This is a genomic window from Sphingomonas sp. MJ1 (PH-R8) (assembly GCF_048058635.1).
GTDB lineage: Bacteria > Pseudomonadota > Alphaproteobacteria > Sphingomonadales > Sphingomonadaceae > Sphingomonas.
On sequence record NZ_JBBEFX010000008.1, the window covers coordinates 1 to 14892 of the forward strand.

Genomic DNA, 14892 nt, shown 5'->3' on the forward strand with positions numbered 1-14892 from the left:
GAGGACCGGGTTGAACGTACCTCTGGTGTACCTGTCGTCGTGCCAACGGCGCAGCAGGGTAGCTATGTACGGACGGGATAACCGCTGAAAGCATCTAAGCGGGAAGCCTCCCTCGAGATAAGATTTCTTAGGACGGTCGGAGACCACGACCTTGATAGATCGGATGTGGAAGCGCGGTAACGCGTGTAGCTAACCGATACTAATTGTCCTATTCGCGCTTGAAGAGTCCCACCATCAACGACAACCCTGGTTGTCACGATGTGGATGTACCCTCAGCCTTAACATCGATTTGAAAAACTTGTGTGCACCGGCTTCATTGCTTGGTGGCTATAGCGTCTGTGACCCACCCGATCCCATCCCGAACTCGGCCGTGAAACCAGACCGCGCCAATGGTACTATCGCTCAAGCGATGGAAGAGTAGGTCGTCGCCAGGCATTGAAGCTCGTGCTCACAACCCATTCACAATGCAATTCACCCTGGCGCGGGGTGGAGCAGCCCGGTAGCTCGTCAGGCTCATAACCTGAAGGTCACAGGTTCAAATCCTGTCCCCGCAACCAAACACCAAAGCCCGCTTGGTCCAACGACCTCGCGGGCTTTGTTGCGTCCGGGGTATACGCGCTCAGGCCCTGGAGATAGCCTGCCCGCGTGGAAACTGTCGCGGTGTGCCGTGCCCGCCTCCTCAGCCGAACTGGCGCCAAACAGCACGCTCACCGTAAGCGGCCGGTGAGCCGCGTGTTGCCGGGGGCGGCGTAGGCGTCAATGTCCGGATTTGTGGTCTCCTCCTGGAGTCCAGAAGGAGGTCAGGAGATGGGGCAAATGGAGGTCATCACCGGGACGGAGCGCCGGCGGACCTACAGCGAGCGGGCAGCGGCGATCTACACCCTCTCCAAACCGCCAAGCTCAACTTTGTCGACCCCCAGCCTCGCTGCGCGACGTGCTTACGCGCATCGCCGACGGGTACCCTGTCAACCGCATAGGCGAACTCGTACCGCGGAACTGGACCACGTAGCGTTCAATCCGAGAGACGGAAACGATGGCTTGCTGCACCCCTTCATCTACAATCGGCACATGACGCCATCCCGCATCAAGACCGCCGGCCACCACGTAGCGCGCTATGTGCTGCCCATCATTAGCGCCATATGGCTGTTCTGGACGATGCTTGAAACAAAGCGCATGCAAGGCTGGTTCGAAGCTCAGGACGATTTTCGTCATGCCTCAAGGCCGTTCTTCGCCTTTCCGACGGCTGAGTTTGCTTTCGCCGCGATCTTCGTCATCGCGAGCTTCGCATCGGCCGCGATGTCACGTCCCCGGATTGCAGCCATCATTGCTCTCATGGCAACGGCCTTCGTCGAGATCATGTGGATCGGCATGACAAGGTGATCTTGCCAGCCCTCCGCAGCTCATCACTTCTTCCCAGTCGACGGTCCTGAGCAGACGCTTACGTGGGCTCTGCGGATCCGCCGCTCTTTTCGCCGGACTAATTCCGGCTTGTTCCGCGCGGGTTCTTCGCCGCGATGTCAGCGTGTTTCACCAATGGTGCGGTGGTGACCAGGTCCGGCTTGCCCGGCACCAGCGGATAGAAGCCGAGTGCGCCGAAGACGTACCAGGCCGACATCGCACCCGCGTCGTCATCCATGCCGTCGGCATACCCCTGCGGCGCCAGCGCGAAGCTGCGGCCGCGGAAGGGGACGGGGCGCTTGCCGGCGTTGGTGTAAGGGTGGTCCACCGGCTCGGTGAGGTAGCGGTGCACCAGGTCGCGCGTCTTATCCGGACGACCAAGCGCCGCGTAGAGCCAGGGCGTATGAATGTCGGGCTGGTTGGTCATGTTGTAGAGCCCGTCCGCAAAGAAGCGATCCAGCTCCTGCAGAAAGCGCTCCCTGCCGAGCGTCGCCACCATCCAGTCGAGGTCGAACACCGGCGCCCAGCGGTACTGCCACAGCGTTCCCTGGTAGAGGCCCCGCGCCTTGACGACGTCGGCATCGGGCCCGAGGTTCTCGAACACCGAGCGCCACATCTTCCGATAGGAGAGTGCCTTGGCGCGGAAGCGCTCCGCGATCGCCTGCTCCCCCAGTTCGCCGGCGAGTTCGGCGACCGCCCAGTCATCATAGGCGGCCTCGATCTGCTGGTCCGGGGTGTCGCGTTGCAGCGTCTCGCTTTCGCGTACCATGCCGGCGAGGGCAGCACGCGCATCAAAGCCGCGGATGCCGCGTCGGTAGAAATCGAGCAGCGCGACGCCGGCATGCTCGGTGCGCACCGTCAGGAACGGCTCCGTCCGGGTCGACCAGCGCTGCTTGCCCTCGCCATAGAGGGCAAGCAGCGAACGTGCGATGTCGGCGGCGCGGTCCGGGTCGAGGATCGCGATCAGCGGCATCTGGGTCCGGTAATTGTCCCACAGCGCCCAGCTGGCATAGCGGGTGGTGCCGGGTGCGGACCGGTGCACCTGGCCGTCGCTGCCACGGTGTCGGCCATCGGGATCGTCGATTGCGACCGGCGTCTGCATCACCCGGAAAAGCGACGTGTAGAACAGCGCGCGCTGCTCGCGCGAGGCGTCAATGCGGACGCGGGACAGTTCCCGCTGCCAGCGCGCTCGCGTGCCCGCGAGCACCGTCGCGAACGATCGGGTGCCGAGCTCCGTGTCGCGCACCCCTGCTGCCGCCGCGGGGTCGACGGTCGAGAGACCCGTGCGCACTTCCACGACGGCGCCGCGGCGCAGATCGAGGGCAAGCGATGCCTGGTTGCCGGTGATCGTCCCGGCGGCAGCGCGCGGCGTGCCGTCCACCGTGATCCGGCTCGCGCTGTGGATCGTATAGGCACCCTCGTCGCAGACGGTGCCGGCGGTCAGGGTCGCCCGCAGATCAGTGCCCTCGGCGGTGAGCCGGGCGGCATGGCGCCGCGTGTAGGCGTGCGCGGCATCGAAGCGGAGCAGGTAGCGGCCCGTCTGGGAGACGGTGAAGCGCAGCAGGCCGGCGCCGCGGGTCGCGGTCATGTCGGCGGTGATGCCGTTGGCATAGGTGACCCGGTAGAGCCCGGCGCCTGCGCGCTCGCTTGCCTTGTCGAGCGGCACGAGCGCTCCAGAGCCCTCCGGCAGCAGCGAGACCAGCAGGTCGCCGCCGCCGCCGCCACAGCCCACGCCCACCGCACGCGTGTGCGAGAAGCCGCGCAGGCTGCGCGCCGCATAGTCGTACCCGGCGTGGTTGGCAGGATCGGTGTCCGGCCCCAACTGCACCATGCCATAGGGCGCTACGGCGGCGGGGGAGAGCTGCCCGAAATCAGCGAGCGTGCCGACGAACGGATCGACGAGGTCGACCGGCTTCTCGCGCGCGATCGCAGGTGCCGTGAACGCCAGTGCCGCACCGGCGGCCAGGAGAGCGCGCTTCATTGGCCCAGCCGAGCGAGGAGCGGCGATGGGGAATCGCATGCCACGTCCCTTCGGATCGCGCGGCGCGGGAGATCCCCCGGCACCGGCGGTCGGCGATATCGGCATTCATTCCCTCCAGCAGGCGAGCAGCTTGCCGCTCCTTTGCCCGGCCACCTCCCGGTGTCCAGAGCGGGCAAGCCCTCTACCGCTGTTGCGCCGATCCGTGTGCGCTCTTCAGGACCTCCCGCCGCTTCCCCGCACGGTCAGAACTCGAACGCCGCGCTGAACCGGAACGAGCGACCGAGGATCGGGCGGGCAAGGATCGGACCCGTGCCCTGGCCGCCGATGATCCGCGGGTTGCCCTCGGTCAGGCCGATCTCGTCGGTCAGGTTGTTGCCCGTCACCTGCAGTCGGATGCGCTGCGACACCTCCAGGGAAACGCCCGCGTCGAGCTGGTAGAAGTGCGGCAGGACCTGCAGGTTTTCCGGATCGGAGAAGCGGTCGCCGGTATATTGCAGCGTGGCGAAGATCGACGGGCGCAGATTGCCGACATCCACGTCGATCGCCGGCGTCACCCGCCACATCCATTTGGGCTGGCGTTGCACCTGATTGCCGGTGTTGTCGATGGTGCCGTTGCCGGTGAAGAAGTCGCGGTAGGTGGCGTCGAGATAGGTGCCGGCCGCCGTGATGCTGAACCAAGGCGTCGGGCGCACGGCACCCTCCACTTCGACGCCGGTCGCCTTGGCGCCACCGTTCGAACTGACCGGCACATTGTCGATCAGCGAAGTGGTCGCCAGGCCATCGAACTTGTTGTGGAAGACGGTGGCATATAGGTTGCCGATCCCCGTCGAGATCTTCACGCCGCCCTCATAGGTATCGACCTCCGCGGTTGCGGCGAGTCCGGTGTCGTTGGCGATGTTCTCGGCCGTGGCTTCGCGCAGATTGTCGAACTGCGGGAAGCTGTTGCCGCGGCTGTAGCGGGCGAAGACGCCGATCTCGTCGGTGAAGTCGTAGTTGGCGCCGGCGGTCCACGACCAGGCATCGTTGCGGTAGCGAATCGTACGCGGGTCGCCGAGTACGGTGACGGAATTGTCGTACAGCGTCAGCGGGTCCCCATCGAGATTGACGTTGCCGCCCGCGACCGGCGTACGCAGCGTCGCATCGACGGCATGGCGTTGCCAGCGGATGCCGCCGTCGATGCGCAGTTGTGGGGTCAGCTGCAGCTCGTCGACGGCGTAGAGGGCATAGTCCTCACCCTCGTAATTCGCGCGGACCTGGAAGGCGGGACCGCTCGTGAAGCCGTCGAGCGTTGCGGCGCGGCCCCCGTTCAGCGTCAGGTTCAGGCGGCGCGCGTTCGGTTCCGCCGCGAGCAGCACCTGGTTGCCCAGCACCCAGGCGTCGCGCGACGTATAGTTGGTGTAGAAAAAGCCGGCAGTCAGCTTGTTCTTGCCCGCCGTCCACTCGGCTGCCGTGTCCGACACGAAGGACGAGATCTTCTTGCGCACTTCCCAGATGCCCGCGCGCATCACCCGCGCGTCGGCACCGCCCTCGACCGCGCCGCCGCCGCTCGCATAGGTGAGCGCACCGACGGTCGAGCCGGCGCCGCCCAGCGTCACGGCCATGGCGGATGCTGCGACCGGGGCCTCGACCGGCACGAGCCCGAGCGTATCCGCATTCCCGCCAAGGAAGCTGGTGCGCTCGCGCAGCCGCAGCCCCTCGGCGACCTCATATTCGAAGTTGATGCCTGTGTTGACGATCTTGGCGCCGCGGCCCTCGCGCAGGTCAAGGGTGCGGCCGACCACGTTGGTCGTGACCCGCGTGTCCGGCCCCAGCAGCGTGCCGGTGCCGGGATCGAAGCCCGGATAGGCGCGAATGTCGCCATCGCTGTCGGAGATCACGGGGATCGGCAGCAGCCAGGCGCCGCGATCGTTCAGGTAGCGCGCATAGACCTCCACGGATCCGCGGCCGCCGAAATCATGGTGGACATTGGCCGTGATCTGCCCGCCCTTTTCGGCGCGGAAGCGGGGATCGCGGATGCCGTTGCCCTGGGCGTAGAAGCCACCGATCATGAAGCCGGTATCCTCGTCGAGCGGACCGGAGACCCAGGCATCGCCGCGGATCTCGTCGTAATCGGTGTAGGAGAGCTTGGCCAAGCCGTGGAACTCGCTGCCGCCGATCCGCGGAACGACGTTGACGGTAAGTCCGGGCTGGCCGAGCGAGAACAGCGATCCCGTGCCGCCACGCACCGCCTCGATCCGCTGCACCGTCTCGTCCAGCCGGATCAGCTGCGAATTCTCCAGGAACGAGAGGGTGGGCGGTGCGAACACCGGCGCGCCGGCATATTGGAAGGAGACGAACTGCGCATCGCCGCCCGACGGATAGCCGCGGACGAAGATGTTGGCGCCGTTCTGGCCGCCCGAGCTTTCCGCCATGACCCCGGGCACCGCGCGCAGGATGTCGGCCGTGCTGTTCGGCGCCGCGCGTTCAATGGCGTCGTTGGAAAGCGCTGTTACCGCAAACGCGGCGTCCTGCCGGCGCGTGCCGCCGCCGGCCGTGCCGACGACGATGATCTCCTCGCCATTGGGCTGGCTCGTATCGACCAGCCCCTCCTCAGGCGCGGCGCGCTGGGCGCTGTCGGCCGTCTGCGCCCCGTCCGTGGTTGTTTGCGCGAGTGCAGGGAGTGCCGTCATCAGCGCCCCGGTAGCGGTACCGATCATCAGTCGACGAATGGATATGGCAAGCATGTCTCATCCCCTACACTTGTACGATCCGGCTTTAATTCGGCCGGTTCTTGATGTGGGATCTTCATCCCAAGAGCTGGTATAGTACTTCATTTCAGTTGCTGCGATAGGTGTACGGTACAAGGCCGGTTCACTGCTGCTTTCTTGCAACAGAGGATCGGCGTACGAGGACGGTTTCTGGAGTGCTGATCTTGCGGATGGAGTTTCTCGCAGGAATAGCTGCCGCGGGAGGGCTGTGTGGGGGCAAGAGGGTGCTCGCTCGGTTGGACCTTGATGAGGCCGGTCGCTTGCCGCAGCCTTTTTGGACCGGCATCTGGGCACGAACGGCGCGCCCGTGCTGACGAGAGGACAAGACATGAAGCTTTCGCGTTCGCTGATCGGCAGCTTGCTTGCGCTCTCGGCACTGGTCGCAAGCCCGCTTCCCGCGCAGCAGCAATCGCCTGCCGACATCTACGGCCCCCTTTTCAGCGCGGTGCAGACCGGGCGCATCTTCCCGGACGGCAAGACCTTCGTCGATGCGGTGCCGAAGCGCGCGCCGGACGCCATCCTGGCAGAGTATCGCCGCAATGCGCCCACCACGCGGGAGGCGTTGCGCGCCTTCGTGCTCCGGAACTTCGTCGTGCCGGGGGTCAAAGACCGCGAGGCCGCGGACCTGCGCCGCCACATCCGTACGCTCTGGCCGACGCTGGTGCGCCAGCCCGAGCCGGTGCCGGCGGGCAGTTCTGCGCTGCCGATGCAGGCGCCGTACGTGGTGCCAGGCGGGCGCTTCCGCGAGATTTATTACTGGGACAGCTATTTCACGATGCTGGGGCTGACCGTCGACGGGCAGCAGCCGCTGGTGGAATCGATGCTCGCGGACTTCACCGACACGATCGAGCGCTACGGCCACATCCCCAACGGCATGCGAACCTACTATCTCGGCCGCTCGCAGCCGCCCTTCTTCGCGCTGATGCTGGACCTGTCGAAGGATGCCGATCCCGCACTCGCTGCGCGTCGGCTTGCGGCGCTGAAGCGCGAGCATGGCTATTGGATGCAGGGCGCCGCGTGCCTGGATGCGTCCGGGGCCTGTGCGCGCGTGGTGCGCATGCCGGACGGGACGCTGCTCAACCGCTATTGGGACGATCGCCCGCTTCCGCGCGACGAGTCCTTTGCCGAGGATGTCGCCACCGCGAAGGAGGACCCTTCGCGCCCGGCGGAAACCCTCTACCGGCACCTGCGCGCAGGGGCGGAGAGCGGCTGGGACTATAGCAGCCGGTGGCTCGCCGATCCGCGGCGCCTGGCCTCGATCCGCACCACCGAGATCGTGCCGGTCGACCTCAACAGCCTGATGCTGATCCTGGAGCAGTCGATCGCCCGCCGGTGTGCGGCCGCGGGCGACCAGGGCTGCGCGATCCAGTTCCGCGACCTCGCGAGCCGCCGCCGCGCTGCCCTCGATCGCTATTTCTGGGTGGCGAAGGAAGGGCACTATGCGGATTGGGACCGCGTCGCGCGCGTCGCCACACCGCGCCTGTCCGCCGCGATGCTCTATCCGCTGTTCGCGGGTGCCGCGTCTCCCAGGCAGGCTGCCGCCGTCGCCGCGACGGTGCGCCGGACGCTACTCGCGACCGGCGGCCTGCGGACCACGCCGCTGCGAACCGGCCAGCAGTGGGATTCGCCCAACGGCTGGGCGCCGCTGCAGTGGATCGCGATCGCTGGCCTGGAACGCTCTGGCCAGCCGGAACTCGCGCGCGAGATCGCGCGCCGCTGGATCGATACGGTCGCCACCGCCTATGCCGAAACCGGCAAAATGCTTGAGAAATACGACGTCGAGGAGCGCAAGCCTGGCGGCGGCGGCGAATATCCGACGCAGGACGGCTTCGGCTGGACCAACGGCGTGGCGAGCGCGATCCTGGAGCGCTACCCGGACATCGGCGCGCCGGTCCGCACCCGCTGAAAGGGCTTCCATGTCTGCTCGTTACCTCGAAGACCTGTCCGTCGGCGAAAGCTGGGAAGGGGGGCCGATTCCGATCACCGAGGATGCGGTGATCGCCTTCGCCAGCGTCTATGATCCGCAACCGATGCACGTCGATCCGGTGGCGGCGGCGCAGGGGCGTTTCGGCGGCATCATCGCGAGCGGATGGCACGTAGCCGCGCTGGTGATGCGCGATACGGTGGAGACCAGCCCGTTCGGCGACATGCCGCTGCTGGGGCTCCAATTGGACGAGCTTCGCTGGGAGGAGGCGGTGCGGCCAGGCGACGTCCTGCGCGCACGCCGCGAGGTCCTGGAGGTCAACAGGTCGCGAACCAAGCCCGACCGGGGCGTGGTGCGCATCGGCGTCACCGTCCGCAATCAGCATGGCCGCACCGCGATGCGCTACACGAATCTCGTGCAGATCTTCGCGCGCCCAACGCCCCAGGGTGAAAGTTAACCTAGTAGAATCCATCCGCGTAACGTCCGCTGCGCGGCACCTTCCGTCGCAACCATACGAACCTTCAATTCCTCCGAAGCGCTTGCGGGATGCCAGAGGCCGGCAGGTTTCCTCAGGCGTCACCGCAATCGGAGGAGTTTCGCATGTTCATCCACATCAAGGAGGCGGCCTACAACTGCACGCCCGAGCGTCCTGATCCCCTGTACGCCAAGAAGCTCCAGGAGCTGATCGGCGGTCAATGGGGCGAGATCAGCGTGATGCTGGGCTATATGTTCCAGGCCTGGAACAGCCGCGGCCCGATCAAGTATCGCGACATGACCTTCGACATCGGCACGGAAGAGATCGGCCACGTCGAGATGCTGGCGACGATGGTTGCCCGGCTGCTCGAACAGTCTCCGGTGGAAGCGCAGGAACATGCCGCCAAGGATTCGATCGTGGGCGCGGTGATGGGCGGCGCACGCGTGGACGACGTGGTGTTCGCCGCAATGAGCCCGCAGCACGCGATCGTGAGCGGCGGCGGCGCCATGCCGGTGGACTCGCAGGGGAACCGCTGGACCGCCGACTATATCGTCGCGAGCGGCAACCTGCTGGCCGACTTCCGCTTCAACGTGACGGCCGAGAGCCAGGGCCGCCTCCAGGCCGCGCGTCTCTACAACATGACGGACGATCCCGGCGTGAAGGACATGCTGAGCTACCTGATCGCGCGCGATACCATGCACCAGAACCAGTGGCTGGCCGCGATCGCGGAACTCGAGGCCGAAGGGCTGGACGAGACGCCGAACCCGATCACCTTCCCCCAGGAGCTGCAGCGCGAGGAATTCGCGTACAAGTATCTCCAGCATTCGCGCGGTGGCGAAAGCGCCACCGGCCGCTGGGCATCGGGCCCGTCGATGGATGGCAAGGGCGAGTTCGAATTCATCGCCGAGCCGCCGGCCATGGGCCCGCCGCTGGAGCTCGGGCCGACGGACCCGCGCCTCTACGGGACCCAGAAGGTGCCGACCCCGCCGGCTGCATCCTGAGCGAACGGGAGCGGCGGTCCTCCGCCGCTCTCGCTTTCCGCCTATCGGGGCGTGAGGGTCACGCGCGTACCGCTGGCCGCCAGCGGGATCGTATAGGCCCCACGCTCGACTGCTGCGGTGTCGACCGTATAGGAGCGCGCGCCTGCCACCGTGGTTTCCACCAGCAGGCGCGCGGCAGGGGTGAAGCGCGTCTTGCCCGACAGCGTCAGCGTCACCCGGCCGCTCGCCGGATCATAGTCGGCCGCGTCGATCTTGCCCGCCTCCAGCGTCAGCCACAGCCCGGCCGGTGCCACGAACAGCCGCGTGCGTGCGCTGTCCCTGGGCTCGACGTGCAGCGAGCCGCCCTGCTGCTTCAGGTTGCCGCCATAGGCGAGCCAGCCGAAGGTCGGGTCGTTCACCAGATAGGTCGCCGTCGCATAGGCGTGGCCGAAGAAGCCCATGCCATAGTCGCCGGTATAGGCGTCCCACTGCATCATGTCGGGATAGGAATGGAAGGCGGCGCTGGAGAAGCCCTCCTGGTCGATGTTGGTGATGCCGCCCATCAACCCGCCATAGGCGACGCGCAGCAGGTGGGTATCCTTGGGGTTCGCGCGGAAGGCGTCGAACAGCGGCACCGCGTTGAGGGTCGAGCCATAATGGTGGATCTGCCGCTCGATCCGCGGGACCTTGCCGCCGTAGAGGAAGTCCCAATAGCGGCGCGCATTGCCGTTATAGCCCCAGTGCGGGACGGCCGGGTCATAGGCCAGGATCACCTCGCGCGTTTCGTCGGCCTGCTGCTGGTGGCCGAAATAGCGCATCCACGCATAGACCTCGGGCTGGCCGGTCGAATCCCACGCCATCTCGCTGCCGAACGGATAGGGCAGCGTCTTCCAGTGGTCGGCGCGACCCTTCATCAGCCGTTCCATCTCGGCCGCCTCGGGCGCCATCCCCTCGCGCTTCAGGTCCTTGAGGATGTCGACGAACACGTCGCCCTCCATCTGGCCGAACTGCGCATACTGCGGCGCATCGCGCATCATCGCGACCGTGGTCTGATAGGCACGCTCCAGATACCAGCGCCAGTCATGGGTCTTCACCAGGCCGGTGTGGTTGCGGGCGAGCCGGTAGAGCACCCAATGGCCGGCCGCGACGTGTGGATAATTGTACGAGCGGCCGAGGTCGTCGGACTGCTTCTTCGTCCACGCCGTCCAGTTCTTCCAGTTCCGGCTCTCGTCGTAATAGCCCGGGTGCTGCCCGGGCTCATAATAGAACAGGCTCTTCTTGATGGCGCCCGCCTGCGGGCCGCTGGCGACCTGCAGCTTGCCGACCACCGTCTCGTTCATCATCCGCTCGAGCTTGGCGACTTCCTCGCGTACCGGATTGTCGAGCTGCTTCATCATCGCGGCCACCCAGGCGCCGGCGCCGCCCTCGTCGCTGAGACCCGCGATCCAGACGCGGGCATCCTGCGTCACGATGCGGTTCGCCTCGCGATCATAGGACATGACGGCGGGGCCGCGGCGGAAGGGATCGGACCTGTCGTCATACCATTGCCGGGTGGTCGAGAAGCGGCCGAGGTCCGCCACTGCCTGTTCGAGCGGCTTGGTGATGAAGTAGCTCACCGTCTGCACGCTGTTGTCGGCATAGGTGATCGAGAGGCGCGCCCGGCCCCAGCCGCTGGCGCGCACCGCATAGCGGGCCCAGCCGTTGACCGGCGCCGCAGGCGTCGCGGCAAGCGCGCCGGCGGGCTCGCTCTCGACCTTGATGACCGGCTGGGTGCTCTTGAGGAACAGCGATGCATCCAGGTCGGTCGGCACGACATAGCCTGGGATGCCGACGGCGACGGGCCGCGCCTGCTGCACCAGCGTGTTCTCGATGCCGCGGATGGAGGGCGCCTGCACCAGCCGCACGCCGATGGTGCGGGTTTCGCCCGGCGCCAGGGTGATGCTGGTCGGCGTGTTCCACTGCTCGCCGGCGTTCTTCCATTCCTTGTCGGCAAAGCCCTTGCTGGCCACCGTCCAGTCGTAGAAGCCTTCCGAGGTCTGGCCCCGCGGGCTGCGGTCGGTGAAGATGTCGCCGGGCTTGGCGTGGCGGGCCTCGGCGATCGGGCGATAGGCCTCCAGCGGGGTGCCGCGCTCGGGGATCACCAGCAGCGCCGGGCCCTTGCCGTTCAGGCGCGTCACCTGCAGGTAGCCGGCGTCACGGCCGATATAGGGGTCGACGAAGCTCGCCTGCGCGTGCGCCGTGTCCAGCTCGCGTTCGGTGATGATGTTGTCGAACACCATCGGCAGCCCCAAGCCGCCGATCTCGATCGGCGTGCTGCCGGGGTTGGTGAGGGTGAAGCGCAGCGCCACCGCCTTGCCCTCGGTCGCCCAGCGCCGCTCCACCTTCAGCGGAAAGCCCGCGCCCATGCTGGCGGTAATATCGGCGGCCGCGAGCGTCCCCGGGCGCGCTGCGAGCTTGCGGATCGGGGCACGCTTCCTGGACGAGGCGAAGTCCTGCCAGGCGCCGCCAGGCGTGCGCAGCCGCAGGTTGAGGTCGCCCAGATGGACATAGCCGTCCTCGGCCCGCTCTGCCGCCCGCGCGCCTGGCACGAAATCGAACGCCGGTTCGGCGTTGGGGGACAGGCGCGCGAGCGTCCCCGTGTCGCTGCGCAGCTCCATGCGGAAGTCCGCCGTCCGGTACGCGGTGCGCGCGATCGGCTTGGCAGCCTTCTTGACCGGCTTCTCCTGCGACCAGGCGGGCTGCAGGACCGGGACCAGCGGCACGGCTGCTAGCAAGGCGACGAGGGGCAGGGTGCGCAGGACGTGCATTCGGCGGGGCTCCTAGTCTGCGGCGGCAAGGGTGCAGCAACGGCAGTATCTTCACCGGCATGAAACCAGCCGAGTGTACATAGGTCAAATACATTATACGATGTTGAAGCTACCATGAAGATGGCAGCGGTTGACGCCGCAGGAAGTGCGCCGTAATCGTATACCGTATTTCACGGGAGAGGCATGTGATCGAGAGCAGCCGTAGGGAACTGCTGGTAGGGGCAGCCACGTTGGTTTTCGCAGCGCATGGCGCGCGCGCGATGGCGCGGGTGGCGAATCCGGGCGCATCGCTGCTGCCGCCCAAGCCCAAGCCGCTACCGCTCGCGGCCGTGCGGCTCAAGCCGTCCGACTATGCGACCGCCGTCGAGGTCAACCGCGGCTATCTGCATCGGCTCGATCCCGACCGCTTCCTCCACAACTTCCGTAAATATGCCGGGCTCGAGCCCAAGGCGCCGATCTATGGCGGCTGGGAAAACGACACGATTGCGGGCCATACGCTCGGCCACTACATGACCGCGCTGGTGCTGACGTGGCAGCAGACCGGCGACCCCGAATGCCGCCGCCGCGCCGACTATATCGTCGACGAACTCGCCGAGGCGCAGGCGAAGCGCGGCACCGGCTATGTCGGTGCTCTCGGTCGCAAGCGGAAGGACGGCACGATCGTCGACGGGGAGGAGATCTTCCCCGAGGTGATGAAGGGCGACATCCGTTCCGGCGGCTTCGACCTCAACGGCAGCTGGTCGCCGCTCTACACCGTGCACAAGCTGTTCGCCGGCCTGCTCGACATCCACGGCGCCTGGGGCAATCCCAAGGCGCTGCAGGTCGTCCTCGGCCTGGGCGGCTATTTCGAGCGGGTGTTCGCAGCGCTCGACGACGCGCAGATGGAGAAGCTCTTGGGCTGCGAGTACGGCGGCCTTAACGAAAGCTATGCCGAGCTCTACGCCCGCACCAACGACAAGCGCTGGCTCGCGGTCGCGGAGCGGATCTACGACCATCGCGTGCTCGACCCGCTGGTTGCGGGCGAGGACAAGCTCGCCAACTTCCATGCCAATACCCAGGTCCCCAAGCTGATCGGCCTGGCGCGGCTCCACGACCTCACCGGCAAGCCCGAGCAGCGCAACGCAGCCACCTTCTTCTGGAAGACGGTGACGCAGCACCACAGCTATGTGATCGGCGGCAACGCGGACCGCGAGTATTTCTCCGAACCCGACAGCATCGCCAACCACATTACCGAGCAGACGTGCGAGCATTGCAACACGTACAACATGCTCAAGCTGACGCAGCAGCTCTACCATTGGCAGCCCGACGGCGCGCTGTTCGATTATTACGAGCGCGCGCACCTCAACCATGTCATGTCGGCGCAGAACCCCAAGACCGGCGGCTTCACCTACATGACGCCGCTGATGACGGGCACGAAGCGGGGCTATTCGGAACCCTATGAGGACAGCTTCTGGTGCTGCGTCGGTTCCGGCATGGAGAGCCACGCCAAGCATGGCGAGGCGATCTTCTGGGAAGGCGAGGGTGGCCTGATCGTCAACCTCTACATTCCGGCCGAAGCACAGTGGCAGACCCGCGGTGCACAGCTGGCACTGGAGACTCGCTACCCCTTCGAGCCCGGCGCCCGCCTGACGCTCACCGCGCTCCAGAAGCGCGGGCGCTTCCCCGTGGCACTTCGTATTCCAGGCTGGGCCGGCGACACCGTGCAGGTGACGGTCAACGACCAGCCCGTCACCCCCGCGATCGGCAATGGTTATGCCGTGGTGGATCGGCGCTGGAAGGCTGGCGACATGGTCGCGATCACCTTCCCGCTCGATCTGCGGCTGGAATCGACGCCGGGCGATCCGAACACGGTTGCCGTGGTACGCGGGCCGCTGGTGCTGGCGGCCGACCTGGGTCCGGCCGAGACCGAGTGGCAGGGCGTTGATCCGGCGATGGTCGGCGAACAGCCGCTCGCCGCGTTTACGCCCGTCCAGGGCCGCGCGTCCTATGCCACCAAGGGGCTGCTGCGCCCCGCCGACCTGACCTTCGTGCCCTTCTACTCGCAGTATGAACGGCGCAGCGCAGTCTATTTCAAGCGCTTCAGCGAGGCCGGCTGGAAGAACGAGCAGGTCGCGTTCCTCGCCGAACAGGCGCGCGTGAAGGACATCGCTGCCCGTTCGGTCGACGTCATGCACCTGGGCGAAATGCAGCCGGAGCGCGACCACAACCTCACCTCCGAAATCTCCTATCCGGTCTCGTACCGCGGCAGGAACGGGCGCGACGCGCGCTCGGGCGGCTATTTCGAATTCTCGATGAAGGTGAAGCCGGGTCCGCTCGTCCTCCAGGCCAGTTATTGGGGCAGCGAGCGCGCGCGCGACTTCGACATCCTCATCGACGATGTGAAGCTCGCCACCCAGCATCTGGAGAACGACCAGCCGGGCAAGTTCTTCGACGTCGAATATCCGCTTCCCGAGGCTCTTACCAAGGGCAAGCAGAGCGTGAAGGTGAAGTTCGTGCCGCATGACCGCAGCAGCGCCGGGCCGGTGTTCGGCGTCCGCCTGTTCACCGCGAAGCCCGGCGCGACGACGTGAGCGAGGCCGC

At 66.5% G+C, this 14892-nt stretch carries 8 protein-coding genes, 1 tRNA gene and 2 rRNA genes; 8 read left to right on the forward strand and 3 right to left on the reverse strand.

Translation table 11 applies throughout. The features are described from left to right. From VPH46_RS08545 to VPH46_RS08560, 4 genes are all read left to right on the forward strand, one after another. Nucleotides 1–222, forward strand: a 23S ribosomal RNA gene (locus tag VPH46_RS08545); the annotation flags it as partial. 97 nt (nucleotides 223–319) lie between these two features. After that, nucleotides 320–434 (forward strand): 5S ribosomal RNA (gene rrf / locus VPH46_RS08550). Between the two features lie 46 nt (nucleotides 435–480). Next, nucleotides 481–557: transfer RNA gene (locus VPH46_RS08555), tRNA-Met, on the forward strand. Nucleotides 558–816: 259 nt separating this feature from the next. Beyond that, the gene (locus VPH46_RS08560; protein ID WP_416610467.1) at nucleotides 817–1380 is read left to right on the forward strand and encodes a hypothetical protein; all 564 of its coding nucleotides are present in this window, start codon (nucleotides 817–819) and stop codon (nucleotides 1378–1380) included. A 97-nt stretch (nucleotides 1381–1477) separates the two neighbouring features. Here VPH46_RS08560 and VPH46_RS08565 read toward each other — a convergent pair whose 3' ends face one another. Then, complete coding sequence (locus VPH46_RS08565; protein ID WP_416610468.1) at nucleotides 1478–3379, reverse strand: glycoside hydrolase domain-containing protein; 1902 nt, start codon at nucleotides 3377–3379, stop codon at nucleotides 1478–1480. A gap of 242 nt (nucleotides 3380–3621) precedes the next feature. Then, complete coding sequence (locus tag VPH46_RS08570; RefSeq protein WP_416610470.1) at nucleotides 3622–6075, reverse strand: TonB-dependent receptor; 2454 nt, start codon at nucleotides 6073–6075, stop codon at nucleotides 3622–3624. Between the two features lie 379 nt (nucleotides 6076–6454). Between VPH46_RS08570 and treF the strand changes: the two genes are divergently transcribed. From treF to VPH46_RS08585, 3 genes are all read left to right on the forward strand, one after another. Then, the gene (gene treF / locus VPH46_RS08575; protein WP_416610472.1) at nucleotides 6455–8032 is read left to right on the forward strand and encodes an alpha,alpha-trehalase TreF; all 1578 of its coding nucleotides are present in this window, start codon (nucleotides 6455–6457) and stop codon (nucleotides 8030–8032) included. A 10-nt stretch (nucleotides 8033–8042) separates the two neighbouring features. After that, complete coding sequence (locus VPH46_RS08580; RefSeq protein WP_416610473.1) at nucleotides 8043–8507, forward strand: MaoC family dehydratase; 465 nt, start codon at nucleotides 8043–8045, stop codon at nucleotides 8505–8507. A gap of 143 nt (nucleotides 8508–8650) precedes the next feature. Next, on the forward strand, nucleotides 8651–9526 hold the full coding sequence (locus tag VPH46_RS08585) for a manganese catalase family protein (protein WP_132883417.1): 876 nt from the start codon (nucleotides 8651–8653) through the stop codon (nucleotides 9524–9526). 41 nt (nucleotides 9527–9567) lie between these two features. On the opposite strand, the gene VPH46_RS08590 is transcribed toward VPH46_RS08585, so the two are convergent. Next, nucleotides 9568–12312 carry a DUF5695 domain-containing protein gene (locus tag VPH46_RS08590; RefSeq protein ID WP_416610474.1) on the reverse strand — a complete coding sequence of 915 codons (2745 nt, stop codon included), beginning with the start codon at nucleotides 12310–12312 and terminating at the stop codon, nucleotides 9568–9570. A gap of 185 nt (nucleotides 12313–12497) precedes the next feature. Between VPH46_RS08590 and VPH46_RS08595 the strand changes: the two genes are divergently transcribed. Then, the gene (locus tag VPH46_RS08595) at nucleotides 12498–14882 is read left to right on the forward strand and encodes a beta-L-arabinofuranosidase domain-containing protein (RefSeq protein WP_416610477.1); all 2385 of its coding nucleotides are present in this window, start codon (nucleotides 12498–12500) and stop codon (nucleotides 14880–14882) included. Nucleotides 14883–14892 lie beyond the last annotated feature (10 nt).